At 61.1% G+C, this 26,054-nt stretch carries 20 protein-coding genes; 12 read left to right on the top strand and 8 right to left on the bottom strand.

What is annotated here, in order from left to right; all coding sequences use genetic code 11:
* The first annotated feature begins 215 nt into the window (after nt 1-215).
* Nucleotides 216-953: a Crp/Fnr family transcriptional regulator gene (locus tag GTP45_RS11505; RefSeq protein ID WP_161013985.1), complete on the top strand. Its 738-nt coding sequence runs from the start codon at nt 216-218 to the stop codon at nt 951-953.
* Here the strand turns inward: GTP45_RS11505 and GTP45_RS11500 are convergent, their stop codons facing one another.
* Nucleotides 954-1,166, bottom strand: coding sequence for a hypothetical protein (locus GTP45_RS11500; RefSeq protein WP_161013984.1), 213 nt, complete (start codon nt 1,164-1,166; stop codon nt 954-956).
* Nucleotides 1,167-1,334: 168 nt separating this feature from the next.
* On the opposite strand from GTP45_RS11500, the gene GTP45_RS11495 reads away from it, so the two are divergent.
* A complete protein-coding gene (locus GTP45_RS11495; RefSeq protein ID WP_161013983.1) occupies nt 1,335-2,780 on the top strand; it encodes a SulP family inorganic anion transporter in 1,446 nt (481 codons plus the stop codon).
* On the opposite strand, the gene GTP45_RS11490 is transcribed toward GTP45_RS11495, so the two are convergent.
* From GTP45_RS11490 to GTP45_RS11470, 5 genes are all read right to left on the bottom strand, one after another.
* Entirely contained in the window at nt 2,770-3,222 is a 453-nt protein-coding gene (locus GTP45_RS11490; RefSeq protein ID WP_161013982.1) for a DUF29 domain-containing protein, read from the bottom strand. The genes GTP45_RS11495 and GTP45_RS11490 overlap by 11 nt on opposite strands.
* 72 nt (nt 3,223-3,294) lie before the next feature.
* Nucleotides 3,295-4,734 carry a catalase gene (locus GTP45_RS11485; protein ID WP_161013981.1) on the bottom strand — a complete coding sequence of 480 codons (1,440 nt, stop codon included), beginning with the start codon at nt 4,732-4,734 and terminating at the stop codon, nt 3,295-3,297.
* Between the two features lie 158 nt (nt 4,735-4,892).
* Nucleotides 4,893-5,423 carry an OmpA family protein gene (locus GTP45_RS11480; RefSeq protein WP_161013980.1) on the bottom strand — a complete coding sequence of 177 codons (531 nt, stop codon included), beginning with the start codon at nt 5,421-5,423 and terminating at the stop codon, nt 4,893-4,895.
* Nucleotides 5,424-5,536: 113 nt separating this feature from the next.
* On the bottom strand, nt 5,537-7,702 hold the full coding sequence (locus GTP45_RS11475) for a 3'-5' exonuclease (protein WP_161013979.1): 2,166 nt from the start codon (nt 7,700-7,702) through the stop codon (nt 5,537-5,539).
* 3 nt (nt 7,703-7,705) lie between these two features.
* Complete coding sequence (locus GTP45_RS11470) at nt 7,706-8,830, bottom strand: LacI family DNA-binding transcriptional regulator (RefSeq protein WP_161013978.1); 1,125 nt, start codon at nt 8,828-8,830, stop codon at nt 7,706-7,708.
* Nucleotides 8,831-9,019: 189 nt separating this feature from the next.
* On the opposite strand from GTP45_RS11470, the gene GTP45_RS11465 reads away from it, so the two are divergent.
* From GTP45_RS11465 to GTP45_RS11455, 3 genes are all read left to right on the top strand, one after another.
* Nucleotides 9,020-10,270 (top strand): Hsp70 family protein, encoded by a 1,251-nt coding sequence (locus GTP45_RS11465; RefSeq protein WP_161013977.1) that lies wholly within the window; start codon nt 9,020-9,022, stop codon nt 10,268-10,270.
* A 3-nt stretch (nt 10,271-10,273) separates the two neighbouring features.
* Complete coding sequence (locus tag GTP45_RS11460) at nt 10,274-10,894, top strand: 3'-5' exonuclease (RefSeq protein WP_161013976.1); 621 nt, start codon at nt 10,274-10,276, stop codon at nt 10,892-10,894.
* A 104-nt stretch (nt 10,895-10,998) separates the two neighbouring features.
* Complete coding sequence (locus GTP45_RS11455) at nt 10,999-12,228, top strand: tetratricopeptide repeat protein (RefSeq protein WP_161013975.1); 1,230 nt, start codon at nt 10,999-11,001, stop codon at nt 12,226-12,228.
* Here GTP45_RS11455 and GTP45_RS11450 read toward each other — a convergent pair whose 3' ends face one another.
* Nucleotides 12,229-13,983, bottom strand: coding sequence for a GGDEF domain-containing protein (locus GTP45_RS11450; RefSeq protein WP_161014209.1), 1,755 nt, complete (start codon nt 13,981-13,983; stop codon nt 12,229-12,231). It lies immediately after the preceding gene.
* Nucleotides 13,984-14,162: 179 nt separating this feature from the next.
* Between GTP45_RS11450 and GTP45_RS11445 the strand changes: the two genes are divergently transcribed.
* From GTP45_RS11445 to GTP45_RS28655, 6 genes are all read left to right on the top strand, one after another.
* Nucleotides 14,163-14,801 carry a methylamine utilization protein gene (locus tag GTP45_RS11445; RefSeq protein ID WP_161013974.1) on the top strand — a complete coding sequence of 213 codons (639 nt, stop codon included), beginning with the start codon at nt 14,163-14,165 and terminating at the stop codon, nt 14,799-14,801.
* Nucleotides 14,782-17,241, top strand: a complete 2,460-nt coding sequence (locus GTP45_RS11440; RefSeq protein ID WP_229258417.1) for a putative bifunctional diguanylate cyclase/phosphodiesterase — start codon at nt 14,782-14,784, stop codon at nt 17,239-17,241. Before GTP45_RS11445 ends, GTP45_RS11440 begins: the two co-directional genes overlap by 20 nt.
* Before the next feature lie 95 nt (nt 17,242-17,336).
* Nucleotides 17,337-19,502: a prolyl oligopeptidase family serine peptidase gene (locus GTP45_RS11435; protein WP_161013973.1), complete on the top strand. Its 2,166-nt coding sequence runs from the start codon at nt 17,337-17,339 to the stop codon at nt 19,500-19,502.
* Entirely contained in the window at nt 19,499-21,991 is a 2,493-nt protein-coding gene (locus tag GTP45_RS11430; protein ID WP_229258416.1) for a zinc-dependent metalloprotease, read from the top strand. The genes GTP45_RS11435 and GTP45_RS11430 overlap by 4 nt, the downstream gene beginning before the upstream one ends.
* A gap of 157 nt (nt 21,992-22,148) precedes the next feature.
* On the top strand, nt 22,149-23,351 hold the full coding sequence (locus GTP45_RS11425) for an ammonium transporter (protein WP_161013972.1): 1,203 nt from the start codon (nt 22,149-22,151) through the stop codon (nt 23,349-23,351).
* 72 nt (nt 23,352-23,423) lie between these two features.
* Nucleotides 23,424-24,155: a PEPxxWA-CTERM sorting domain-containing protein gene (locus GTP45_RS28655; protein WP_229258415.1), complete on the top strand. Its 732-nt coding sequence runs from the start codon at nt 23,424-23,426 to the stop codon at nt 24,153-24,155.
* A 3-nt stretch (nt 24,156-24,158) separates the two neighbouring features.
* Here the strand turns inward: GTP45_RS28655 and GTP45_RS11415 are convergent, their stop codons facing one another.
* Nucleotides 24,159-24,734 (bottom strand): helix-turn-helix domain-containing protein, encoded by a 576-nt coding sequence (locus GTP45_RS11415; protein ID WP_161013971.1) that lies wholly within the window; start codon nt 24,732-24,734, stop codon nt 24,159-24,161.
* Between the two features lie 114 nt (nt 24,735-24,848).
* Here GTP45_RS11415 and kbl point away from each other — a divergent pair, with 114 nt between their 5' ends.
* Complete coding sequence (gene kbl, locus GTP45_RS11410) at nt 24,849-26,048, top strand: glycine C-acetyltransferase (RefSeq protein ID WP_161013970.1); 1,200 nt, start codon at nt 24,849-24,851, stop codon at nt 26,046-26,048.
* Nucleotides 26,049-26,054: the final 6 nt, after the last annotated feature.

Below are 26,054 nucleotides of genomic sequence, written 5' to 3'. Positions count from 1 at the left end.
TCCTGATCTAAAACCTGGCACAGATCAATAAATGAGCGCGTATGGATGAGATTGTGTAGAAATGGGGGACCTGACCCCGGAGTTGGCGTAGGACTAAGATGACATTTTGCAATGTTCATAGCCTACATAGGACTACAAGGTGCTCCTATACCGGCGGCTTAGGCCGCTGGATATAGTGTCTACATCAACAAGACAGACACGAACAGGGGCATATCATGACCGCAATCCAAACTTCCTCGCAGTCCATCAGCCTGATTGGCGCTCAGCAGAATGATTTATTGCGTGCTTTGTCACGCGAGGATTTGCTGGCTTTGTTTGCCGATCTGGAACTGGTGACTTTGCCGGAAGGGAAGCACCTGTTCGATTACGGCGATTCCGTCGAATACACCTATTTCCCAACCAATGCTATCGTCTCGCTCCAGTACGTGATGGAGGACGGCGCCACCACCGAGATTGCCGTGGTCGGCCGCGAAGGCGTGGTGGGCGTGGCCTTGCATCCTTCCGAGCGCGCCAGCTTTGGCGCCGTGGTGCAGACCGCCGGCTATGGCTATCGCCTGAAAACGGCACAGCTGCGCGAGCTGTTCTACAGCGGCGGCGCGCTGGCCCAGCAATTGATGCGCTACACCAGCACCATGTTCGCCCAGTTGGCGCAAAGCGTTGCCGGCAGCCGCCACACCAGCATCGAACAGAAGCTGTGCCGCTGGCTGCTGGAACGTCTGGATCGTTCGCTGAGCAACGAGCTGAAAGTAACGCAGGAAATGATCGCCAATATGCTGGGCGTGCGCCGCGAGAGCATCACCGGCGCGGCCGGCAAGCTGGCGCAGGAAGGACTGATTACTTACCGCCGCGGCTGCGTGACGGTACTGGATCGGGATGGCATGGAACGCCGTGCAGGCAATTGCTACCAAGGCCGCAGTACCGCAGCCTCGGCATCGCAACGCTACGCAGCGTAATTAGTGCAGAACGCGGGACGTTGGGCGCAGCAGGAAACCTTGTGGCATCCGCGCTGCCAAGTCTTGGTCCAGCTTACGCTGCACCAGCTTGTGCCAGGCGCTAGCCCAGCGGGCCGCCAGCAGGGATTCTTCGGTCGAACGCGCATATAGCGTTCTTTCCACAGCAAGTTTTTGTCGTTGCAGGGCGTAGCTGGCGGTGTGCAAGGTAGTCATGGCGTAGTTTGACTGGCTAGGTTGATCGATCGTACGCCGCCATTGTGCCTGTGCCAGCCCCGTCCTGAATGTGCGCCAGTTCACCCATGACGATGAGAAATCGCGACAGCACGTGTAGAATGCACGGGCTGTCGCTTTTTCGCATCGTTTCCTGTCGAATTGTCCTCCATGTGGTCCTCCCAATTCTCTAAAAACGCGCTCGCTGGCTTGACCACGTCGTTTGCGCTGGTTCCCGAATGCATCGCGTTTGCGCTGGTGGCGCATCTGAATCCGCTTGCCGGACTGTACGGGGCTTTCTTTATTTGCACGATTACGGCCTTGTTTGGTGGTCGTCCCGGCATGATTTCCGGCGCCGCCGGTTCGATGGCGGTGGTGATTGTGGCCTTGGTGGCCCAGCATGGCTTGCAGTATTTCCTCGCGACGGTCGTGATTAGCGGTCTCATCATGCTGCTATTTGGCGTGCTGCGGCTAGGCAAACTGGTCAGCATGGTGCCGCATCCGGTGATGCTGGGCTTCGTCAACGGCTTGGCGATTGTGATTGCGTGGTCGCAGCTGCAACATTTCAAGGCGGATGGTGCGTGGCTGCAAGGTGCTTCGCTGGCGTGGATGGGCGGGCTGGTGCTGCTGACCATGGCCATCGTCTACCTGTTGCCGCGTTTGACCAAGGCGGTGCCGCCGGCGCTGGTGGCGATTATCAGCGTTGGCCTGCTGGTGCAGGTGCTGCATTTGCCGGTGCATACCTTGGGCGATATGGCGCACATCGCTGGCGGCTTGCCGGTATTTGCGCTGCCGGCGGTGCCGTTCAGCATGGAGACCTTGCGCATCGTGCTGCCCTACGCGGCGCTGATGGCGATGGTCGGGCTGCTGGAAACGCTGCTGACCTTTAATCTTACCGATGAAATTACCGAGACGCGCGGTTTGCCTGACCGCGAGTGTGTAGCGCTCGGTGCGGCCAACGTGGCATCCGGCCTGTTTGGCGGCATGGGCGGCTGCGCGATGATCGGACAGACCATGATTAATCTCGGCTCCGGCGGCCGCACCCGCGTTTCCGGCGCTGTTGCTGGTGTAATGATATTACTGTTTATACTGTTTTTGTCGCCGTGGATCGAGCGCATTCCGCTAGCGGCACTCGTCGGTGTGATGTTTGTGGTGGCGCAGCAGACTTTCGCGTGGAGTTCCTTGCAGGTGTTGGGCAAGGTGCCGCGTCATGATGCCTTGCTGATCGTTGTTGTGACCGCGATTACCGTCGCTACCGATCTGGCCACGGCGGTGCTGTGCGGGATCGTGATTGCGGCGCTCAGCTTCGCCTGGCGCCATGCGCGAGAAGTGAAGATGGATGCGACGCTGGCAGAAGGCGTCAAAACCTACTCGCCGCACGGTACGCTATTCTTTGCGTCGGTTGAGCATTTCAATGCCTTGTTCGAGCCGAAGGATGATCCGCAGCAGGTGGTGCTCGATTGCCGCCACCTGCGGCTGGCCGATCATTCCGCCTTGGTGGCGTTGGCCGCGCTGCGCGAGCGCTATGCCAAGGCCGACAAAACGCTGCAAGTGCAGCACCTCTCCCAGCGCTGCGCATCGCTGCTACAGCGCTCTGGCGTGATGGTTACGGTATAAACTCGTCGTCGAGTATTTGCTCAACAGAGTAGGAATTTTCAGCAGGAAAGCTATTCAGCGGCAGGTGCGTCTCCAGGGCCGCCACCTTGCGCGCGTATGGATAGTTGACGCGGGCGAACTCCTCTAGCTTGCGGCGTAGGCTGGGACTGTCAGCAAGCAAATCATGAATGCGCACGCGTTGTTCGATCAGCGTGGCGTGCCATTTGTTTTGTGGATGGTTTTTTTGAAATTCGCACTTCAGCAAGTGCATGATGAGCACTCTTAGCCTGTTTTTCAGGGCGTGCAGTTCTTTGGTTCTCATGCCGTCCAGCTCCTCGACCAGATTTTCGATATCGAGTTCCGAAAATCTGTTTTCCAGTAGCAGATGGATTTGCGCATCTATCCATTGCACCAGATCGTCGTCGTAGCTTGGGCTGCTGCGGGATTGAACTAGCGTTTGCATGGCGCACCTCCAGAGAGGCATAGGGTAATCCTATGCTCTTTCTGAGGTTTGATACAACTCAGTAGTGAAGCCTTATTTACCTTCGAGTGCCGCGATCGCAGCTGCTACGCCGGCGCCGTAGGCTGGATCGGCTTGGGTGCAGTTGTCGATGTGGCGCTGCTGCACCGGTTTCGATACGCCATGAATCGCGCGTGCGGTGTTTTCAAACAGCAGTTGCTTCTTCTCGGCGGTCAGCAGGCGGAACAGGTTGCCCGGCTGCGAGTAGTAGTCGGTGTCGACGCGGTGGTTCCAGTGGTCGGCCGCGCCTTCCAGCGACAGTGGCGGTTCTTTGAACTGCGGCGACTCGGCCCACTCGCCACGGCTGTTCGGCTCGTACGGCGTGCTGCCGCCTTCGTTCGGCAAGACGCGCATGGCGCCGTCGCGGTGGTAGCTGTGGAATGGGCACTTCGGCGCATTCACCGGGATTTGGTGGTGATTCACGCCCAGGCGATAACGCGCCGCATCGCCATACGAGAACAGGCGCGATTGCAGCATCTTGTCCGGCGAGAAGCCCACGCCCGGTACCACATTGGCCGGCGAGAACGCCGATTGCTCTACCTCGGCGTGGTAGTTCTCAGGATTGCGGTTCAGTTCCAGAATGCCGACATCGATCAGCGGGTAATCCTTGTGCGGCCAGATCTTGGTCAGGTCGAATGGATGGTAAGGCACCTTGGAGGCATCGGCTTCCGGCATGATCTGCACCGCCAGCTTCCAGCGCGGGAACTCTTTGCGTTCGATGGCATCAAACAAATCTCGTTGCGAGCTTTCGCGGTCGACGCCGATCAGCGCGGCGGATTCGGCATCGCTCAAGTTCTCAATACCTTGCTGGCAAACGAAGTGGAACTTCACCCAGAAGCGCTCATTGGCCGGGCTGATAAAGCTGTAGGTATGGCTGCCGAAACCGTGCATGTGGCGGTAGCCCTTCGGAATCCCACGGTCGCTCATGACGATGGTGACCTGGTGCAGGGCTTCCGGCAGCAGCGTCCAGAAGTCCCAGTTATTTTCAGCGCTGCGCAGGTTGGTTTTCGGGTCGCGCTTGACCACGTGGTTCAGGTCCGGGAATTTCAGCGGATCGCGGAAGAAGAACACCGGAGTGTTATTGCCGACGATGTCCCAGTTGCCTTGCTCGGTGTAGAACTTGACGGCAAAGCCGCGAATATCGCGCTCGGCATCGGCCGCGCCGCGCTCGCCTGCCACGGTGGAGAAGCGCAGGAACACATCGGTTTTCTTGCCGATCTCCGAGAACAGCGCCGCGCGCGTGTACTTGGTGATGTCGTGGGTAACGGTGAACGTGCCGTAGGCGCCCGAGCCCTTGGCGTGCATGCGGCGCTCCGGTATCACTTCGCGCGCGAAATGGGCCAGCTTTTCAAGATGCCATACATCTTGCAGGAGGACTGGGCCGCGCGGGCCGGCGGTCTGGGTGTTTTGGTTGTCAACGACCGGCGCGCCGGCCGCGGTAGTGAGATTCTTCATGAAACTTCCTTCGCCTGATTGGGGATGAATGGAAACTTCCAGCTTAACTACTACAGCAACTTTTTACCGCTCTCTTAAGGCAGAGACAAAACTACTACCACAACGAAAAACGCCCGGCACAGGCCGGGCGTTTCATAATAACACTTTACTAAGCGAAATTATTTGCTTGGGTAAACGATATCGTCGCGACGGTCGTGAGCGCGGGCAGCGTTGTCGGTGCCGGTCGATTTTTCTTTACCGTACGACACGGCTTCCATTTGGCCTTCTTTTACGCCTTGTACTTTCAGGGCGGTGATCAGGGCTTGAGCACGTTTCTGACCCAGGGCCAGATTGTATTCTGCGCCGCCGCGGTCGTCGGTGTTGCCTTCGACTTTGATCGCTACGTTCGGGTTAGCAGCCAGGAACTTGGCGTGGTCAGCAACCAGGGTGTCGAATTCTGGCTTGACGGTGTACTTGTCGAAGTCGAAGTAGACGCTACGGTTTTTGTAGATCGAGCTGTTTGGATCCAGGTAGGCTGGCAGTGGAGCAGCTACTGGAGCGGCCACTGGAGCAGCTACTGGTGCTGGTGCAGGTGCTGGTGCAACTGGGGCTGGCGCCGGTGCTGGTGCAGGGGCTGGAGCTGGGGTCGAGCAGGCGCTCAGCAGAGCGATGGTGCAGGCTGCCAGCAGAATATTGGTTTTAGCTTTCATCGTAATACTCCCGAATTGGTTTTGTTTGTGGGACACACAAGGGTGTGAGGCTGTACCTCCAGCCGCGACCGGTATTATATAAGGGTTTCCCTTGGAAATATTGGCCGCGTGCATTATTTTTTTAGCCAAGCGGCAAATGCTTCCAAATTCGTATCACTTTCGACATACCAGGCGCGGCGGGCGATGTCGAATTTGGCGCCCAGCGCCTTCACTTGATCCTTGTCGTGGAAGCCGGCAGTGAGGTAGTGGCGGCTGGCCGGCGCTGCCACCGGCGCGCGTTCGTTGCGGCCGAGCGCCGCCTCGGCGGCTGCTGAAGATTTAGGCAAGCGCATCTGCGCGATGAAGCTGCTGCGCTGCGCCGACTCGCTTGGCGACAGCAAGGTCAGGCGCACGCGGGCGCGGGTGGCGGCCACGTAAAACAGGTTTTCCTCCTCGCGCTTGGGCTGCAAAGGATGAGGAAACTCGCCATCTTGCAGAAACGGCAAAATCACGTGATCGAATTCCTTGCCCTTGGCGTTGGCCGCGCATTCGATCAGCACCGACTTGCGGTCGCGCTTGCGGCGGATAAAGGCTTCGCGCGCGTTCACGGCGCGCCAGAATTCGGCCAGGCTTTGCCCGGAGGCGGCGGCCGCTTCCAGCAGGCTGGCGATGGATTTGTTGATGACGCCGGCGTCGTAAGCGCGCACGAAGATGCGGCGCGCCGTGGCCGTCAGTTGCACGCGTTCGCACAGCTCGGTCAGCACCGTGGCCGCCGGCGTGGCCGGGTCGACGGTGGACAGCCATGCCAGCGCGCCGATCACGGCGCGCTTGGTGGCTTCGCTGGCAACGTCGCGGTAGCTGGCCACCACGCCGTCGCGGCGCTCGTCTTCGATCAGGAACAGCTCGCCCAGCAAGTCCGGGCTTTTCAGGATCTGCTGCTTGAAGTTGTCCATGCTGCGCGGCGAGAACTTCATCTCGCTGAACGCCACCAGTGCATCCACGATGGCGGTGCGCACCTGCTCGGACTTGACCGCGCCGAAGTCTTTCAGCGCAATCGCCAGCAAGCCGCGCAGGAACAGGATTTCGTCGCGCTGCAAATAGCCGGCCATGGGCGGTGTGCGGTAATCGATATCGGCGTCGATCAGCGCGTTTTCAATCGCCATCGATTGGTGGCGGTCGCGGATCAGGATGGCGCAGCCGTCGATATCGTAGCCGTCGGCCTTCCATTGGCGCACGGCGGCCACGGCAAGCTGCGCGCACGCTGCGGCGCTGCCGTAATGGGCTTGTTCGATCTCGGTACGCAGCGGCAGCTGCGATTCGATCTGCTTTTGCTTGAACTCGGCCATGGCGTAGGCCAGATGCGGGCCATGGCGGTAGGTTTGCGTCAGCGGGTAGCGTTGCAGCTTGGGATAGCGCTCGCCAAAGCGGCGGTTCAGATACTCGGCGCTCGCGCCCAGCTTGGCGTGAATCACCTGGTCTTTGTCGCCTGCGCCGACGAAAAAGCACTGTGGGCGGTCGATCAGCGCCTCAAGAATGCGGAAGGCGGCCTCGTTCAAGTCGTGCAGCTCGTCGCACAGCACCAGCCGGTAATCGGGGAATTGTTCTGCCAGTCGTCCGCCTTCATGCAGATTGCAGGCCAAGTCGTAGGTGGCGTCGAATGGGCCGCGGAACACCGCACCGGCGCCCCCGTCCAGCCGCAGGCGCTCGTATTCCAGCGTGGCCACATAATCGGACACCGGCACGCCCAGCACTTCGGCCGCTTCCTCCGGGCCCATGAACTCGACATCGCTGTCGAGCGCCATGGTGGCCTTCAGATTCAGCTGCACGTCAAGGAACTGGCTCAGCGCGAGGCTGTGCGTATGCAGTTCCAGCCCATCGACCCGGCCGGCGTAGCGCTCGCCGGCCGCGTCCATCGCTTGCAGCGCATAGTTCTTCAGCGTGCGCGTGTCGTGGCACTGGCGCACATCGTCGCCGTCGACCAAGTCCATCATCCACGCCGAAAAATCGTCAAAGCTCAGCACCGCGATGCGCTCGACCATGGCGCGCGCCACGCCCACTTCCAGCAAGCGGCGGCGCAGCACTTCGCGCGCTTCCGGCGTGAAGGTAAGGGCAAGGATTTGCTCCGGCGCGAGGCCGCGCGCCAGCGCTTCGCCGATGCGCAGGGCCAAGGTGGTGGTCTTGGCGGCGCCGGCGTTGGCGTCGATCAGGACGACCTTGTTCTGCGCCAGTTGAATGGCGGTCTGTTCAGCGGTCGGGATCAGGCCTTGCGGAGTAAAGCGTACGGTGTTGGGTGCGTTCATCCGCTACATTATAGCGACCGGCAGCGGCAAGCCGGTAGCAGCGCGCGGCGGGGTGGCCGCCAGCGGCGCCAGGCGCGCGGTGGCGCCTTCGATGAACTGGGCGCTGAAGACGCGCTTCTCGGTCTCGTCTTCGTGGCGGTCGATGCGGGCGCACAGCAGTTCGGCGGCGGCAGCGGCCATTTTCGGCATCGGCTGGCGCAGCGTGGTGAGGTTGTAGCTGATCCAGTTGGACGGCTCCACCGCATCAAAGCCGGCTACCGACAGCTGGCCCGGCACGTCAAGGCCAAGTTCGTGGCGCGCGCAGTCGAGGCAGCCGATCGCCATCACGTCGCTGCCGCAGATAATGGCGTCCGGCACGCCGCCCAGTTGCGCGATGATGGCCTTCAGGCCCAAGGCGCCGCTACGGTAATCGTACTGGCCCGGCACCACCACCGGCGCCGGCAGTCCCAGTTCGGCGATGCGCTCGCAGGCGCCACGGCGGCGCTCGCTGGCCACGCTGGAATCCATGTCGCCGCCGATGATGCCGAACTGGCGGTGCCCGGCCGCCGCCAGCCTGGACGCCAGCATGCGGCCGGCCTCCAGGTGGTCGCAAGCGACGGTGTTGACGGAATGATCGCGCAGTACGCGGTTAAACACCACCAGCGGCATGCGGCGGCGCTCGAATTCGGCGATATGCTCGGCCGACAAGCGGGCCGCAGCAATCACGCCGTCAACCTGGTACTGCCAGACATCGGCCAGCACGCGGTCGACATCGGCCTCGCGCTGCAAGGTGAACAGCAGCACGCGCTTGCCGCGCGCGTTGATGTGCTGGCTCAGTTCGGCCAGCAGTTCCGGGTAGTACAGATTGGCCTGATTGGTAATCAGCAGCGCCACCATGTTCGAGCGGCGCGTGATCAGGCTGCGGGCGGCGGCGTTGGGAATGTAGTCGAGCAGGGTGGCGGCATGCATGACCCGCGCGTAGGTGTCCTTGGAAACGCTGGCACCCGGCTTGAAACAGCGCGAGACCGCCGATTGCGACACCCCGGCCACCAGTGCAACATCATATGAAGTCACGCGGCGGTGTTCGCCGGCGATCTGGGCCTTCATCTCGGTCGCGCAGTGTTCCACGGGCAGCTTGGCTTTGGTCATCGTCTCGGGCGCAGCGGTCGGCTCGCATTTTTATGAGGTAATCTAGGATAATTAAAATCTTACTTAATGGCAATAAATATCGCATTTCTGTAAAGAAATATCCCATCCCATGTGGCTATGATGCAATTTTCCCTGCGAGAGCGCTTTTTCTGATAGCATATCGCCCCTTAATTTAGAGGAAGAGGCAAGATGGCCATTGCTTGCGGCGTTGATTTCGGAACGTCCAATTCCACCGTTGGCTGGGTGCGTCCCGGCCACCCGGTGATGCTGGGACTGGAGGACGGCAAGGCGACCTTGCCCTCGGTCGTGTTCTTTAACGCGGATGACGACGAAGTCACCTACGGCCGTGCCGCGCTGGGCGAATACCTGGCCGGCTACGAAGGGCGCCTGATGCGCTCCATGAAGAGTCTGCTCGGCACCAGCCTGATCGACGGCCAGACCGAGGTGGGCGGCCGCGCGCTGCCATTCCGCATGCTGCTGGCGCAGTTCATCGGCGAGTTGAAGCTGCGCGCCGAGCGTGCTGCCGGCCGCGAATTCACCTCGGCGGTGTTCGGCCGTCCAGTGCACTTCATTGACGACAGTCAGGAAAACGACCAGCTGGCGCAAGACACGCTGGGCGAGATCGCCCGCTCGGTCGGTTTTAAAGACATCGCTTTCCAGTTCGAGCCGATTGCCGCGGCGTTCGACTACGAGTCGCAAATCGACCGCGAAGAATTGGTGCTGATCGCCGACATCGGCGGCGGTACGTCCGACTTCTCGCTGGTGCGCCTGTCGCCCGAGCGCGCCAAAAAGGCCGAGCGCCGCGACGACATCCTCGCCAACGGCGGCGTCCACATCGGCGGCACCGACTTCGATAAATATCTGAGCCTGTCGTCCATCATGCCGCTGCTCGGTTACGGCAGCCGCCTGCGCAACAACAGCGAAGTACCGTCCAGCTACTTCTTCAACCTGGCAACCTGGCACACCATCAACCAGGTCTACACCAAGAAAATGTGGACGCAGTTGTCCGACCTGCTGCGCGATTCGGCCGAACAGGAAAAGCTGGGCCGCTTGCAGCGCCTGATCGACGAGCGCGCCGGCCACTGGCTGGCGATGAAGGCGGAAGAGGGCAAGATCGCGCTGTCTGCCGACGCCCGCGTGCAACTGGAACTGGACCGCCTGGCGCCGCCGGTCACGCTCGATCTCGACCGCGACCAATTCAACGGCGCCATCGACCACCTGGTCGGCTCGGTGGAAACCACCGTCAACAACTTGTTGCGTGACGCCGGCGTGAAAGCCGAAGACGTTGATACCGTGTTCTTCACCGGCGGCTCCAGCGGCGTGCTCAAGCTGCGCGAACGCATCGGCGCGCTGGTGCCGTCGGCCCGCAAGGTCGAAGGTGATTTGTTTGGCAGCATCGGCGCCGGCCTGGCGCTGGATGCGGTGCGCAAGTTCGGATAAGCCATGCTCGATCAACCCATCGTCATGCTGGACTTTGAGACCACCGGGCTGTCGCCGCAGCAGGGTGACCGCATTACCGAAGTGGCTGCGCTGCGCATTGTTGGCGGCGAGATCGTCGATCGCTACGTGTCGCTGGTGAACTGCGGCGTCCGCATTCCATCCTTCATCACCGGCCTGACCGGCATCACCCAAGCCATGGTGGACAACGCGCCGCCAGTGGACGAAGTGGTGCCGCAACTGCTGGACTTCATTGGCACGGATGCGCTGTCGGCCCACAACGCCAGCTTCGATGAAAAGTTCCTGCGCGCCGAGGCCGGGCAACTGGACTTGACGCCGCGTCACGCTTCGCTGGTATGTTCGTTGAAACTGTCGCGCCGCGTGTTCCCTGAACTAAGCAGCTACAAGCTGGGAGACCTGTCGCGTTCGCTCGGCATCCGCTTCCGCAGCGCTGCTCACCGCGCCGAGGCCGATGCCGAGGTGACGGCGCAAGTGCTGATCCACATCGGCCAGCATCTGCGCAAGACCTACGGTTTTGCCCAGGTCGATACCGAGCTGCTGGTCTCGGTCAACAAACTGGCGGCCGCCAAGGTGCCGCAGTTCCTCAAGAAGCGCTCAGAGCAATAAACGATAATTTTTCATCAAGGCGCGTTTGAGCGCGCGCAAACTCTGACATCAATCGCGTTTTACACTTTGATCAAGATTGTTAAAGGATTGATCAGAGGTGTATCGTGAAAAAACAGTGCTCGGCCCAAGAGGCCTTTGATAGTCACCAGTGGTTTCTAGAGGCGGCCAAGCGCGGCAACGCCTACGCCCAGTTCAACCTGGGCCGCATGTACAAGGCCGGCGACGGCGTCGCGCGCGACGAGGCGCAAGCGTTTTACTGGATGAGCAAAGCGGCGCGGCAAGGCATCGCCTACGCCCAGAACCAGCTTGGCGCCATGTACTACTACGGCCGCGGCGTTGAGCCGAACGACGATCTCGCCGTCTACTGGTTCCGCATCGCCGCCAAGCAGGGCGAAGCGTCGGCGCAGCAAAACCTCGGCCAGATGTACCGCAAGGGGCGCGGCCTGGTGCGCAGCGATGAAATCGCCTTCAGCTGGATTTACCGCGCCGCCGAGCAAGGACTGGCCAGCGCCCAAACCCTGCTCGGTGAAACCTACGCGGACGGCCGCGGCATTCCCCGCAACTATCCGCTGGCCCTGGCCTGGTATCGCAAGGCCGCGCTGCAAAATGACCCCCACGCCCAACTGCGCCTCGGCCTGATGTACAAGCACGGCTGCGGTGTGGCGCGTAGCGAGGTGCAGGCGGTGGCGTGGTTCCGCCAAGCGGCCGTGCGCGATATCCCCATCGCGCAGCGCTTGGTCGGCGTGGCCTACGCCGAGGGGCAGGGCGTGCCGCGCGATCCGCAGCGGGCGATGTCGTGGCTGTTGCGGGCGTCCGAACAGGATGACGTGGATGCCCAGTTCAACCTGGCGGTCATGCTATCGCACGGCGGCGAGGGACAGCGCGACCTCGATTTGGCGCTGACCTGGTATGAGCGTGCTGCCGCATCGGGCCACATGATGGCGCAGTACAACCTGGGCAGCATGTACGCGCGCGGCCACGGCGTCGAACGCGACGACAGGCTAGCCTTGGCATGGTATCGGCGCGCCGCCGAGCAGGGCGCGCCCAGCGCGCAGTTCAATGTGGCCGTCATGTATGCCAGCGGCTGCGGCGTGGAGCAAAGTGATGTGCTGGCGGCCGCCTGGTATCGCTGCGCGGCCGAGCAAGGCGACGCGGGCGCGCAAAACAATCTTGGCGCGATGTACGCCAAGGGCATCGGTGTCGAGCAAGACGAGCTGCAGGCGCGGGACTGGTACGCCAAGGCCGCAGGGCAAGGCCACGCGCTGGCCCAGTTCAACCTTGGCGGCATGGTCAGCAGCGGACGCGGCTTGCAGCGCGCTGAACCGGCGCAGTGATCAGTTTTGCGTCTGCTGGCGGCGGTCGAGGAACAGGCTGTTGCCGTGGATTTTCTTGGCTTGCTTCTTCGATTCCGCCGCTGCCGTGGCGATCTGGTGGTGGGTGTAGTATTGGCGCGGCTCCACGCGGATCGCGCCGATCGACAAGCTCATCACCGAGTAAAACACTTTCTTGCCCTGCCGGTCTTCGCTGATGTAGCCGCCGCGCTCGCGGTCGTCGGTGCTGTAGAAATCCAGCACGGTGCGGCCAAACTCATCGAGTACCGACTGGCAGCGCTGTTCCCAGTCCTCGCTCTGGAACAAAACCATAAAATCATCGCCGCCGATGTGGCCGACGAAATCGCGGTCGGGGTCGCAATAGCTGCTCAGCAGATTGCCGGTCAGCTGGATCACATCATCGCCGCGGCGGTAACCGTACACGTCGTTAAACGGCTTGAAGTGGTCAAGGTCGAAATAGCACACCCAGAAGCGGCTGCCGCTTTCCAGCAAACGGTCGATGTGCTCGGTGATCGGCACATTGCCCGGCAGCTGGGTCAGCGGATTGGCGTAGCGCGCCGCGTGGATCTGCATCTGGGTGATTTCGCGCATCAAGTCGTGGCCGGTGCCCATGCCAAGGTAGCGGCCTTGATCGGTGATGAAGAAACCGTTGAACAGGTGGTGTGCGTCGGCCTGCGCCATGCGGCAGCTCAGTTCTTGCAGGCTGCTGGACTTATCGGCGATCAGCGGATTGTGGTCCATGAACTGGCGGCACGATTTTTTACCGTACAGTTCGCGTTCATACGGGCGGGCGAAATGCTCGATCATGACGAAGCGGCTGATCAAGCCCAGCGGCACGCCGTCATCCACCACCGGGATAATCAGCAACTCCGGCGAACGCTGGAAAATCTCGTACACCTCGTTGTTATTCATGCTCGACGGCACGGCCTGCACCTCGTGCAGCAGCTTGCAGATAGTGCCTTGCTTGTCGGCGGCGCGCTGCGGGTAGACCGCCACGCCGTTGCGCGACAGCGCCTTGGCCACTTCCGCCGGCACCGTGCGCGCCGGGCTTGGATGCGGGCGGCCGAGGTGGTAGCCCTGGCCGTAGGCGACGCCGACATCGCGCAGCACCAGCAGCTCGGCCTGCGTCTCGATGCCTTCGGCAATCACGCGGGTGTTGGATTTTTCGGCGATCTCCTGGATCGAGCGCACGAATTGCAGTTTCACCGGGTCGTGATTGATGCCTTGGATGAAGTGCATATCGATCTTGACATATTCCGGCCGCAATTCCGACCACAGGCGCAGGCTGGAAAAGCCTTCGCCGAGGTCGTCGATCGCGATTTGAAAGCCCATCTTGCGATAATGCAGCACCGCGTCGCGCATCAGGTCGTAGTCGTAGGTCGGCTGGTTTTCGGTCAGCTCGATGATCACGCGCTCCGGGTTGATGCCGATCTGGTGGATCACTTCCAGCGTTTCGCCGTGGCGCGCATCGCGCTGCAACAGGCTTTCCGGGCTGACATTGAGGAAGAGCTTGCCAGGCAGGTCGAGCTCGGCAAAGCGCTCCAGCACCACCTTGCGGCACAGGTGCTCGACTTGCACCGTGAGGTTGTTGGCGCGCGCCGCCTTGAATAAATTCATCGGCGAATGCAGCGGGCTGTCGGACGGGCCGCGTATCAACCCTTCGTAGGCGATGATTTCGCCGGTCTGCATGTGTACAATCGGTTGAAACAGCGCGCTGAGCTGGCGGCGCGCCAAAATATCGTTCAAATGCGCGCGCAACACGGCCTCCTCATCGTCTTCACGAGGTTTCAGGTAAGTGACTGTGGCGCCAACGGCCGGCTGTAGTGCGGATTTCACGGTGAATCGTTTGCCAAATATCGGTTTAACTGTACGATCATAGTGGACATTTGTGACGACATGATGAATTATGGAAATGTTTTGTTCAGGACAGGAACCTTATGCTTTGTTTGATTCGCCGCGCCCTTGTTTGCGGTAGCCTGCTGAGCGCCGCCGGCGCCGGCGCCACCGGCATCGTGGTGCAAGTGCAAGACGCAACCGGCAAGGTGCTGCCAGACACCGTCGTTTATGTTGAGCCGGAAGGCGGCGTGCCCGCGTCCAAGTCGCCGCCCGGCGCCCAGATCGAGCAGAAGGGTTTAAAATTTCTGCCGCTGGTGACCGTGGTGCAAGTTGGCGCCACCATCAATTTCCCGAATAATGACAAGGTCAGGCACCACATTTATTCGTTCTCGCCGGCCCACAAGTTTGACCAGAAACTGTATTCCGGGCAGGCGGCCTCGCCGCAAGTCTTCGATAAAGCTGGGACGGTTGTACTCGGTTGCAATATTCATGACAAAATGATCGCTTACGTCAAAGTGGTCGATACGCCGTATTTCGCCAAGACCGACGGTTCCGGTGCCGCGCGCATCGAGCTGCCGGCTGCCGGCAAGTACGTGGTCAAAGCGTGGCACTACAATACGATGGGCGGCGCCACGCCCGAACAAACGCTGACCGTAAAGGCGGGCAGCGAATTGAGTTCCGCCATTTTTAAACTGCCGATGAAGCCAGTGGTGCTAGACGATGCCTCTTCCAGCCTTTAAATGGGATAGCTTGCGCTTGCGGCTGCGTTTTCGCAGCCTCGAAAGCCGCATCGTGACGCTATTCCTGGTGCTGATCGTGGCGGTGCAGGTGGTCGGCCTGCTGGTGATCCAGCAGGGTATCGACAACAATGCGCGCGCCTCCATCGGCTCCGAGCTGAATAACGGCGCCAAGGTATTCCGCCGCCTGCTGGAACAAAACGCGCAAAGCCTGCGCTTCGGTGCGCGCCTGCTGGCGCGCGATACCGCCTTTGTCGCGGCCATCGGCAACAACGATGAAAGCGATCGCTCTACCATTGAATCGGCGCTGGCCAATAGCGGCCGCCGCATCAAGGCTTCTTTGTCGATGCTGATCGGTGATGATCGCACCATCAGCGCGACGACCAATCAGGCGCAATCGAAAGGCCTGGAAAAAATGGCGCTGTCGATGCTGGATGCCGCCGAAGCGGCCGACGGCGCGATCGGCATTGCGATTGTCGACCACCGGCCGTTCCAGATCGTCGCCATGCCGATCAAGGCGCCGATCACCATCGGCTGGATCGTGATGACTTTCCCCATCGACCGCCAGCTGGCGAACGAGATGCGCGAGGTGACTTCGCTGCATACCTCGGTCTTGACGCGCGACGCGCAGGGCAAGTGGCTGCCGGTCGGCTCCACCTTTGTCGGGCCGTCTGCGCAAGTGGTGGTCGATCAATTGCAAGCCTTGCCAGCGACGCCTACCGGCCCGTTCGACATGATGGTCGAAACCGCCCAATACAGCGCGCGCCTGATTTCCATCGGCGAGGACAACGGCCAAAACGCCAGCGTGCTGCTGGCGCGCTCCATCGACGAAGCGACTGCCGATTATCGCCGCCTCGAACGCTGGCTGATCGGCCTGACCTTGGGCGGCATCTTCGCGTCGGCGCTGGCCATCGTGTTCACCGCCAAGCGTATCGCCCAGCCGATCAGTGAGTTGGCGGTGACGGCCAAGCGGCTGGAGGAGGGCGATTACAAGGTCGCCATCGACAGCCGGCGCGAGGACGAAATCGGTCAATTGGCACACGCCTTCGACGCCATGCGCGAAGGTATCGCCAAGCGCGAACAGGAGATCCGCCGCCTGGCGTATTGGGACACGCTGACCAACCTGCCGAATCGCGCACAATTCGTGCTGCTGTTGAACGACGCGCTGCACGACGCCCGCCGCCGCGAAGAAGCCTTGTTCGTGCTGATGATGGATCTGGATCGCTTCAAGCACGTCAACGACGTGATGGGCCACAGCTTCGGCGACGCCTTGCTGCGCCAGGTTGCTGGCCGCTTGCAGCTGCTGCTGGCGAATCGCCGTCAATCGTCGGCGCAGGTGGCACGCTTGGGTGGCGACGAATTCGCAGTGCTGCTGCCGGCCGCCGATATCGATGCGGCGCAGCTGATGGCGGCTGAAATCCTGCAAGCGCTGGAAACGCCACTGTCGCTGGAAGATCAAATGGTGGACATCGGCGCGGGCCTCGGCATCGCCGCCTATCCAGAACACGCCGACGACGGCGAGACCTTATTGAGCATGGCCGAAGTGGCGATGTACGCCGCCAAGCAGCGCAACGACGGCGCCGTGGTCTACGACGCGGCGATGGACAAGTCCAGCGCCAAGAGCCTGTCGCTGCTCACGGAGCTGCGCAACGCCATCGAGCGCAATGAGTTCCGCCTGCACGTGCAGCCGAAGATTTCGCTGCAAACCGGCCGTGTGGTGGGCATGGAGTCGCTGGTGCGCTGGGTGCACCCGGAGCGCGGCAATGTGTTCCCCGACGAATTCATTCCGTTCGCCGAGCAGACCGGCTTTATCCGCGTGCTGACGCGCTGGGTGATGGAGAAGTCGGCCGAGTTGTGCCGCGAGCTGGCCAGCAAGGGCCACCACTTGAAAGTGTCGGTCAACCTGTCTACCCGCGATTTGCTGGACCAAGACCTGCCGGCCAAGTTTGCCGACCTGCTGGCGCGCCACAAGCTGACGCCCGGCTCCTTCTGCCTGGAGATCACCGAGAGCGCCATCATGGACGATCCGGTGCGCGCGCAAAATACGCTGGAGCGTTTGAGTTCCATGGGGCTCGATTTGTCGATCGACGATTTCGGCACCGGCTATTCTTCGCTGGCCTATCTCAAGCGCCTGCCGGTGAATGAACTGAAGATCGACAAATCCTTCGTGCTGAATATGGAGAAGGATGAAGGCGACACCAAGATCGTGCGCTCGACCATCGACCTCGGTCACAACATGGGCTTGCGCGTGGTGGCAGAAGGCATCGAGAGCGAGGCGGTCTGGCGCTTGCTGGCGGAACTGGGCTGCGATCAAGGGCAGGGCTACTTCATGAGCCGTCCGATTCCGGGCGACCAGCTGATCCCGTGGCTGGAGAAGTGGCGCGCGCCGATCGCCATCGGCGCGGAGGCGGAAGCGGTGGCAGACGTCAGCTACGCCAAATAAAAATCGTCTTTGTTTTTCAGCTAACGTGTCATATTTGTCATGCTTCACGTTATGATCTGTATTCTTGATGAACCTTACATGGATACGGATCACATATGCAACGACGTGCACTCATCGCATCTCTCCTGCTCGCGCAAGCCTCCGCGTTTGCGCAAACCTGCCCAGCCAATGGCGCCTCGCTGAACTACCCGGTCACGCGCACCGTGGATCAGCAGGACAATTACCACGGCACCGTCATCGCCGATCCGTATCGCTGGCTGGAAGACGCCAACAGCGAGGACACCAAGAACTGGGTAGTGGCGCAGAACCAGCTGACGCAAAGCTATCTGTCGCAAATCCCGAGCCGCGAAGCGATCAAGGCACGCCTGACCAAGCTGTGGAACTTCGAGCGTTTCAGCGTGCCGTTCAAGGAAGGCGGCCGCTATTTCTACAGCCGTAACGACGGCCTGCAAAATCAATCGGTGCTGTACACCATGAAGACGCTGGCCGATGTTCCGCGCCTGCTGCTCGACCCGAACACGCTGGCCGCTGACGGCACGGTGGCGCTGGCCGGCCTGGCCGTTAGCCCGAACGGCAAGTACCTCGCCTACAGCACCGCGGCCTCGGGCTCGGACTGGAACGAAATCAAAGTCCGCGACATTGACAGCGGCAAGGACGTGGAAGACCATATCAAGTGGGTGAAATTCTCGCGCACCGCTTGGCTGCACGACGGTTCCGGTTTCTTCTACAGCCGCTACGACGAGCCGCAAGAAGCCACCAAGCTGGCCGACGTGAACTACTTCCAAAAGCTGTACTTCCACAAACTGGGCACGCCGCAAAGCGCGGACGTGCTGGTGTACGACCGTCCCGACCACAAGGATTGGGGCTTCAGCGCGGAAGTCACCGAAGATGGCCGCTTCCTGGTGATCAACGCCTCGCAAGGCACGGAGAACAAAAACCGCGTGTTCTACAAGGACTTGAGCAAGAAGGATTCGAAAGTGGTCGGCTTGCTGGAGGACTTCGACGCTGCCTATGATTTCATCGGCAACGACGGCCCGGTATTCCTGTTCCGCACCGAGCGCAATGCGCCGCGCGGCCGCATCGTTAGCATCGATACCCGCAAGCCGGGTGTGCTGAATTGGAAGCAGATCGTCCCGGAGAGCAGCAACACCATGGTGTCGGCGTCGCTGGTCAACAACCAACTGATCGTCGATTACCTGAGCGATGCGCATAGCCTGGTCAAAGTCTACGATCTGAAAGGCAAGGCGCTGCACGATATTGAACTGCCGGGCCTCGGTACCGCAGGCGGCTTTAGCGGCAAGCGCTCGGATAGCGAGACGTTCTACTCGTTCACCGGCTTCACCAACCCAACCACCATCTACCGCCACGATCTGAAGACCAACAAGAGCAGCGTGTATCGCCAGCCGAAAGTGGACTTCGATCCGAACGCGTTTGAGACCCGCCAGGAGTTCTTTACCTCGCGCGACGGCACCAAGGTGCCGATGTTCATCGTGTCGAAAAAAGGCCTGAAGCTGGATGGCAGCAATCCGACCTATTTGTATGGCTACGGTGGTTTCAACGTGTCGCTGACGCCTTCGTTCTCGGTGGCGAACCTGGCATGGCTGGAAATGGGCGGCGTCTACGTGATGGCCAACCTGCGCGGCGGCGGCGAATACGGCGAATCGTGGCACCTGGCCGGCACCAAGCTGCAAAAGCAAAACGTGTTCGACGACTTCATCGGCGCGGCCGAATGGCTGGTGTCGCACAAGGTGACGTCGCCAGCCAAGTTGTCGATTGGCGGCGGCAGTAACGGCGGCTTGCTGGTTGGTGCGGCCATGACCCAGCGCCCGGACTTGTTTGCCGCGGCGATTCCGCAAGTAGGCGTGATGGACATGCTGCGCTTCCATAAATTCACCATCGGCTGGGCGTGGACGTCGGACTACGGTTCGTCCGACAACGCCGATGAATTCAAGGCGCTGGTCAAATACTCGCCGCTGCATAATCTGAAGAAGGGCGCCTGCTATCCAGCCACCATGATCACCACCGCCGATCACGATGACCGCGTGGTGCCTGCCCACAGCTTCAAGTTTGCGGCCACCGCGCAGGCTGACCAAGCGGTGGGCGGCGCACCGATCCTGATCCGTATCGACAGCAAGGCAGGCCACGGCGCAGGCAAGCCGACCACCAAGCAGATCGAAGAAGTGGCTGATCGTTGGGGCTTCCTGACCCGCGCACTGCAAATGGACGGCGGCGCCCCTGCAAAAGCGGCGGGCCAGCAATGATGCGCGCACCGCTGCTGCTCGCATTGATGATGTCCGGCGCGGTGCCGGTCGCAGTGTCGCCGGCCTTTGCGGCCGACGCCGCACCCGCCACTGCCGCACCGGCGGCCAAGCAGATTACCGACGTTACGCGCGGCCTGCAATCGCAGCCCGGCTTTATCGACGTCTGGCGCGATATCGACAAGGGCAGGGTGCTGCTGTCGGTCGGTGCGCTGGAACAGCCCTTCATGCTGGTGAGCTCCTTGCCCTACGCACTGGGCTCCAATGATGTGGGCCTCGACCGCGCGCAGCCGGGCGAGATGCGCATGGTTCATTTTGAAAAGCATGGAGCCAGGTTATTCCTCGTTCAGGAAAACACCAACTACGTCGCCAACTCGGCGGACAAGGACGAACGCGCCGCTGTGCGCGAGTCGTTCTCCAACTCGGTGCTGTGGTCGGGCGAGATCATCGCCAGCGACAAGGATCGCCATCTGGTGGACTTCTCCAGCTTCCTGCTGGCCGACCGCCACGGCATTGCGGCGCGTTTGGCCGGTGCCAAGCAGGGAGCATACTCGGTCGATGCCTCGCGCAGCGCAGTGCTGGCCGCCGAAGCCAAGGCCTTCCCGGACAACGTGGAACTGGAAGCGCTACTGACCTTTGCCGGCCCGGGACAAGCAGAATACGTGAAGCAGGTCGGCGCGGATGCAGCCAGCCTCTCGATGCGCCAGCGTATCAGCATGGTGCGCTTGCCCGCGTTGGACGCCAACAGCGCGTGGCATCCGCGCACTTACCACCCGTACTCCGGCGGTTTTGATACCAGCTACTTCGACTACGCCACGCCGCTATCGAACAGCATCGACGTGCATTGGCAAGTGCGCCACAAGCTGGAAAAGACCGATCCATCGGCTGCCGTCAGCACGGTGAAGAAACCGATTGTCTACTACGTTGATCGCGGCGCGCCCGAGCCGGTGCGCTCGGCGCTGATTGAAGGTGCGCGCTGGTGGGCCACGGCGTTCGAGAAGGCGGGCTTCAAAGACGCCTACCGCGTCGAGTTGCTGCCGGAGGGCGTGGACGCACAGGACATCCGCTACAACGTCATCACCTGGGTGCACCGTGCCACGCGCGGCTGGTCGTATGGGAATGCATTGAGCGATCCACGCACCGGTCAAATTCTGCGCGGCGCAGTCACGCTGGGATCGCAGCGCGTGCGCCAGGACATCCTGATCGCCGAAGCGCTGCTCGCTCCTTACGGCAAAAGCAGCAGCGCTGAAAAACAAAAACTGGCCGAACAAATGGCGCTGGCCCGCTTGCGTCAATTGGCGGCGCACGAAGTCGGCCACACGCTGGGCTTCGCGCACAACTTTGCCGCCAGCCGCATGGGGAATGGCTCGGTGATGGATTATCCGCATCCTATCCTCAAGCTGGATGCCAAGGGCGAGGTCGATATCGCCAATGCCTACGGCGTGGGCGTGGGGCCGTGGGACGACTACATCGTCAAATACATCTACGGCGATTTTGGCAGCGGCACACAAGAGCAGGCGGCATTGACCAAGCTGCGCGCCGATGCGCGTAGCGCCGGCATGCTGTACTCCAGCGACCAGGACGACCGTGCTCCCGGCGCCAGCCACCCGGACGGCCTGCTGTGGGACTTTGGCCCGGACACGCTGAAGACATGGGATCAACTGGGCGCAGTGCGTCAGCGCGCCTTGCAAACGTTCTCTGTGGACGTGCTGCCGGACGCGCGCCAGATCGGTGAACTGGAAGCGCGCCTGGTGCCGGTCTACCTGCTGCAGCGCTACCAAGGCGAAGCGGTGGCGCGCCTGATCGGCGGCGGCGAGTTTGAGTACACCAGCGCCGGCGACGTCAAGGCAGGCATCGCCAAGGCCGGCGTTAAAGTCACGCCGGGCGGGGTGCAGCGGCAAGCGCTGAACCGCCTGACCGACAGTCTGCGCGCCGAGTATCTCGCGCTGCCAGCCAATGTGCTTGACATCCTGACGCCACCGGCGGCAGGCTACGAACGCACGCGCGAGTATTTCGGCAATCGCATGGACTCCGTGTTCGACGCCTTCTCGATCGCCGAAGCGGGCGCCGCGCAAACCGTCGGCTTCCTGCTGGATGCAGGCCGCATCAATCGCGTGTCGTGGCAGCATGCGCGCGATGCCAGGCAACTGAGCGTGCAGGAAGTAATCGCGCAAGTGCTGCAAAAAACGTGGAAGCGTGATGCGGTGCCGTCCACGGTCATCGGCGGCGAAGCGGTGCAGCTGGCGTCCAACTGGATCGTCGTTGAGAGTCTGCTGAACCTGCTCAACAACGGCTACCTGCACTCGCAGGTGGCGGCCGAAGTGCGGCAGTCGGTACGCGAGCTGGCGCAATGGCTGCAAAAGAACCCGGGCAAGGGCGTGATCGCCGACAGCCGCAAGCAAGCGGCCGAATTGATCACTGCCTATCTGGCCGATCCGCGCAGCGTCAAACTGCGCACGCCGCAACCGGTGCCGCCGGGCGCACCAATTTAGCGCATTGACTTGGTGCATTGGCGGCTTGCAGGCGCCAATGCACCAACGTGAAACTAGATTAAAATCAGCTACTTAAGATTTTGCACCAAATTGGAACGGAAATTGCTTTCCATGTTAGTTCTTTATTTTGTGTGCTTTATTTTGGGGAGTGATTTTGATGTCTGGATACAAAGACGGCGCAGATGCCTTGTTCATCCTGCTCGGCGCCATCATGATTTTGGCGATGCACGCGGGTTTTGCTTTCCTTGAACTGGGCACGGTACGCAAGAAAAATCAGGTCAATGCGCTGGTCAAAATTCTGGTCGATTTTGCCGTCTCGACCATTGCTTATTTCTTTGTCGGCTACAGCATTGCTTACGGCATCAACTTCTTCTCCTCGGCCGATGTGCTGGCCGCCAAAAACGGTTATGAGCTGGTCAAATTCTTCTTCCTGCTGACGTTCGCCGCCGCTATTCCTGCGATTATCTCGGGAGGCATTGCCGAACGGGCGCGCTTCCATCCGCAGACCGTGGCGACGGCTTTGCTGGTCGGCCTGGTTTATCCTTTTTTTGAAGGGCTTGTCTGGAACAACCGTTTCGGCGCGCAGGAATGGCTGGCGCAAGCGTTTGGCGCCGGCTTCCATGACTTCGCCGGTTCGGTAGTGGTGCACGCGGTAGGGGGCTGGATCGCGCTGCCGGCGGTGCTGTTGCTGGGCGCTCGCCGCGGCCGCTACATGAAGAACGGTGCGATTGCCGCGCATCCGCCGTCGTCGATTCCCTTCCTCGCGCTGGGTGCGTGGATTTTGACCGTGGGCTGGTTCGGCTTCAACGTCATGAGCGCGCAGGCGCTGGACAAGATGAACGGCCTGGTGGCGGTGAATTCGCTGATGGCCATGGTCGGCGGCACGCTGGTTGCGCTGATGATGGGTAAGAACGATCCGGGCTTCGCCTATAACGGCCCGCTGGCCGGACTGGTGGCGGTGTGCGCCGGTTCCGACATCATGCACCCGCTGGGCGCGCTGGTGACGGGCGGCTTGGCCGGCGCCATCTTCGTGTGGATGTTCACGCTGGCGCAAAACAAGTGGAAGATCGACGATGTGCTGGGCGTGTGGCCGCTGCATGGCCTGTGCGGCGCCTGGGGCGGAATTGCGGCTGGGATCTTTGGCCACAAGGAGCTCGGCGGCGTGGGCGGCGTGTCGCTGTTGTCGCAACTGGCCGGTACGGTCATGGGCGTGGCAATCGCGCTGGCCGGCGGCTACGCAGTGTACGGCTTGCTGAAAGCCACGCTGGGCCTGCGCCTCGATCCCGAGGAAGAGTTCCAGGGCGCCGATCTCTCTATCCACCGCATCACCTCGACCCCGGAGCGCGAATCCAATTGGTAAACGCTTTCAATTGCAAAAAATAGATGGCATAATTGCATCGATATCTTAAATGCAATTTTCCGAGGGGGTAACATGAATCTGCAATTGCCACGCCGCCTGTTGGTTGCCGCACTGTTTGCCGCTGGAGCGATGTCCTCCGCTCAAGCTGTGAACTACGTTGAAATCGAGGGCGCCAACCTGAAGTTCTACTACGACGCCGATTTCTGGGGCCTCAATTCGGCCTCGGTGGCGGGAAATTCGATTTCGTTCGATACGTCGGAGCGCTTCCACGTGTCCGCCGAGAACGACGCCATTTTCGGCGGCGCCACCAACACCCGCTTCGATTACGGCTACTGGAGCGTGATTGCGGTTCCGAAAAGCGGCTATTCGGTGGCCCTGCAGTTGAGCGCCAGCGCCACCTCGTCGTATGCCTTCACCGGTACTGGCACCGGTACTAGCTCCAGCTCGATCATTGGCTCAATCTCCAGCGGCGTGTACGCCGGGGGCGGATTTACCTCGCCGGGTTTTAACGCCGTGTTCTACCAGGAAGGCCTTGTTAATTCAGACCTAACGCCGGGCTCCGGGACCAAGGTGATCAGCACGACGGTTGGTAACCCTGCCAGCTATTTCACGGCGGTGGCGCTGGATACGGGAATGAACATCGGTGCTTCCCAGTTCGGCAAGGGACATGCGGAGACCACCCTGACCGACGTCACCTACGGCTTCACGGTGACGGCCGTGCCTGAGCCGGAAACCTATGCCATGATGATCGCCGGCCTTGGCCTGGTCGGCTTCGCGGCGCGGCGCCGCAAGCACGCCGCTTAATTACTAGCGGTGTATCACCACCAGCAGCGCTTTCGCTTCCGTTTTACCTACGTTGCGGATGATGTGCTGCTGGTCGCCAGGGTAGCGCGCGGTGCTGCCCAGTTTGACCTTCTTCTTGTCTTCCCCGACTTCCACTTCCACTGAGCCGTGCAACAAGGTCAGGTGCTCCTGCGCGCCGGGATCGTGGCCTTGCGAGGCCAGTTCGCCGCCCGGCGACAGCGTTAATTCATACCACTCGTAGCGGCTGGCCAGTTCCAGCGGCCCCAGAATCCGCAGCACGTAGCCCGCGTGCAGGCCGGGCAGGGTAGGCGTTTCGTGCGCATCCACCACGCGGATGGTCTCCGTTGCCCGTTCGGCCGTCGCCAGCAACTCGCCAATCTGCACACCCAGCGCGTTGGCAAGACGCCAGGTAATGGCAATCGTCGGATTGGCTTTCTCTCTTTCGATTTGGGATAACATGGATTTGGAGACGCCGGCAATGCGCGACAAATCTTCCAGGGTCAGGCCCCGAGCGAGGCGCAAGCGCTGCAAGGCCGCGCCCACTTCCGGCGGCGCGTTATTTGGTGCAGGTGTTTTCATTCGTTTTGGTTGCGGAGTTCACTGGATCGCTTTAAAATTCAATATATCGAATTTGAATTCGGGATAACGAATTTCGCATAAGATAGTGAAATCGTAACACATACAAGGATCATCATGAGCAATCAAAAAGACAGCTTCTACAGCGGCCTCCAGCAAAATCTGGATCAACTGCGCGAGCAAGGGCTGTACAAGCCGGAGCGCGTGCTGGCTTCGCGCCAAGGTTCGGAAGTGACGAGCGATGATGGTCGCACCTTGATCAATATGTGCGCCAACAACTATCTCGGCCTGTCTGGCCAGGAATGGGTGGCGCAAGCGTCGATCGACGCCACTGAAAAATTCGGCTACGGCCTGTCGTCGGTGCGCTTCATCTGCGGCACCCAAACCGTGCACAAGCAGCTGGAGCAGGCGATCTCCAAGTTCCTCGGCACCGAGGACACGATTCTGTACGCGGCCGCTTTCGACGCCAACGGCGGCGTGTTCGAGCCGCTGTTCGACGAGAACGATGCCATCATCTCCGATGCGCTGAACCACGCCTCCATCATCGACGGCATCCGCCTTTGCAAGGCCGCGCGCTTCCGCTACGCCCACAACGACATGGCCGACCTGGAGAAGCAGCTGCAAGCAGCGGCGGACAAGCGCCACAAGATCGTCGTCACCGATGGCGTGTTCTCGATGGACGGCACCATCGCCCAGTTGGACAAGATCGTTGAACTGGCCGACAAGTACGGCGCGCTGATCATGATCGACGAATGCCACGCCTCCGGCTTCATGGGCAAGACCGGCCGCGGCACGCACGAACACCACAACGTGGTCGGCAAGATCGACATCATCACCGGCACCTTGGGCAAGGCGCTGGGCGGCGCCATGGGCGGCTTCACCTCCGGCCGCAAAGAGGTGATCGAGATGCTGCGCCAGAAATCGCGTCCTTACCTGTTCTCGAACACCTTGGCGCCGTCGATTGCCGGCGCTTCGCTGGCAGTGCTGGAGCGCTTGTCGTCGTCGACCGAGTTGCGCGACCGCCTGCACGAAAACACCGCCTACTTCCGCAAAGAGATCGAGCGTATCGGCTTTACCATCAAGCCGGGCACGCACCCTGTTGTTCCTGTCATGCTGTTCGACGCGCCAGTGGCGCAGAAATTCGCCGCGCGCATGTATGAACTGGGCGTGCTGCTCAGCGGCTTCTTCTACCCGGTGGTGCCGATGGGCCAGGCCCGCGTGCGCGTTCAATTGTCGGCCGCTCATACCCGCGAGCAGCTGGATACCGTATTGAAAGCATTCGAGCAAGCCGGCCACGAACTGGGCCTGCTCAAGTAATCATCG

Source organism: Duganella rivi, from assembly GCF_009857435.1.
Lineage (GTDB): Bacteria > Pseudomonadota > Gammaproteobacteria > Burkholderiales > Burkholderiaceae_D > Rugamonas > Rugamonas rivi.
The sequence above is the reverse complement of the archived record's forward strand: the minus strand, read 5'-3'. Positions and strand labels throughout refer to the sequence as shown.

Excerpts from the sequence above, each read along its gene's own strand:
- GTP45_RS11505 (WP_161013985.1), top strand. The coding sequence starts at position 216 with ATGACCGCAATCCAAACTTCCTCGCAGTCCATCAGCCTGATTGGCGCT.
- GTP45_RS11500 (WP_161013984.1), bottom strand. The coding sequence starts at position 1,166 with ATGACTACCTTGCACACCGCCAGCTACGCCCTGCAACGACAAAAACTT.
- GTP45_RS11495 (WP_161013983.1), top strand. The coding sequence starts at position 1,335 with ATGTGGTCCTCCCAATTCTCTAAAAACGCGCTCGCTGGCTTGACCACG.
- GTP45_RS11490 (WP_161013982.1), bottom strand. The coding sequence starts at position 3,222 with ATGCAAACGCTAGTTCAATCCCGCAGCAGCCCAAGCTACGACGACGAT.
- GTP45_RS11485 (WP_161013981.1), bottom strand. The coding sequence starts at position 4,734 with ATGAAGAATCTCACTACCGCGGCCGGCGCGCCGGTCGTTGACAACCAA.
- GTP45_RS11480 (WP_161013980.1), bottom strand. The coding sequence starts at position 5,423 with ATGAAAGCTAAAACCAATATTCTGCTGGCAGCCTGCACCATCGCTCTG.
- GTP45_RS11475 (WP_161013979.1), bottom strand. The coding sequence starts at position 7,702 with ATGAACGCACCCAACACCGTACGCTTTACTCCGCAAGGCCTGATCCCG.
- GTP45_RS11470 (WP_161013978.1), bottom strand. The coding sequence starts at position 8,830 with ATGACCAAAGCCAAGCTGCCCGTGGAACACTGCGCGACCGAGATGAAG.
- GTP45_RS11465 (WP_161013977.1), top strand. The coding sequence starts at position 9,020 with ATGGCCATTGCTTGCGGCGTTGATTTCGGAACGTCCAATTCCACCGTT.
- GTP45_RS11460 (WP_161013976.1), top strand. The coding sequence starts at position 10,274 with ATGCTCGATCAACCCATCGTCATGCTGGACTTTGAGACCACCGGGCTG.
- GTP45_RS11445 (WP_161013974.1), top strand. The coding sequence starts at position 14,163 with ATGCTTTGTTTGATTCGCCGCGCCCTTGTTTGCGGTAGCCTGCTGAGC.
- GTP45_RS11440 (WP_229258417.1), top strand. The coding sequence starts at position 14,782 with ATGCCTCTTCCAGCCTTTAAATGGGATAGCTTGCGCTTGCGGCTGCGT.
- GTP45_RS11435 (WP_161013973.1), top strand. The coding sequence starts at position 17,337 with ATGCAACGACGTGCACTCATCGCATCTCTCCTGCTCGCGCAAGCCTCC.
- GTP45_RS11430 (WP_229258416.1), top strand. The coding sequence starts at position 19,499 with ATGATGCGCGCACCGCTGCTGCTCGCATTGATGATGTCCGGCGCGGTG.
- GTP45_RS11425 (WP_161013972.1), top strand. The coding sequence starts at position 22,149 with ATGTCTGGATACAAAGACGGCGCAGATGCCTTGTTCATCCTGCTCGGC.
- GTP45_RS28655 (WP_229258415.1), top strand. The coding sequence starts at position 23,424 with ATGAATCTGCAATTGCCACGCCGCCTGTTGGTTGCCGCACTGTTTGCC.
- GTP45_RS11415 (WP_161013971.1), bottom strand. The coding sequence starts at position 24,734 with ATGAAAACACCTGCACCAAATAACGCGCCGCCGGAAGTGGGCGCGGCC.
- kbl (WP_161013970.1), top strand. The coding sequence starts at position 24,849 with ATGAGCAATCAAAAAGACAGCTTCTACAGCGGCCTCCAGCAAAATCTG.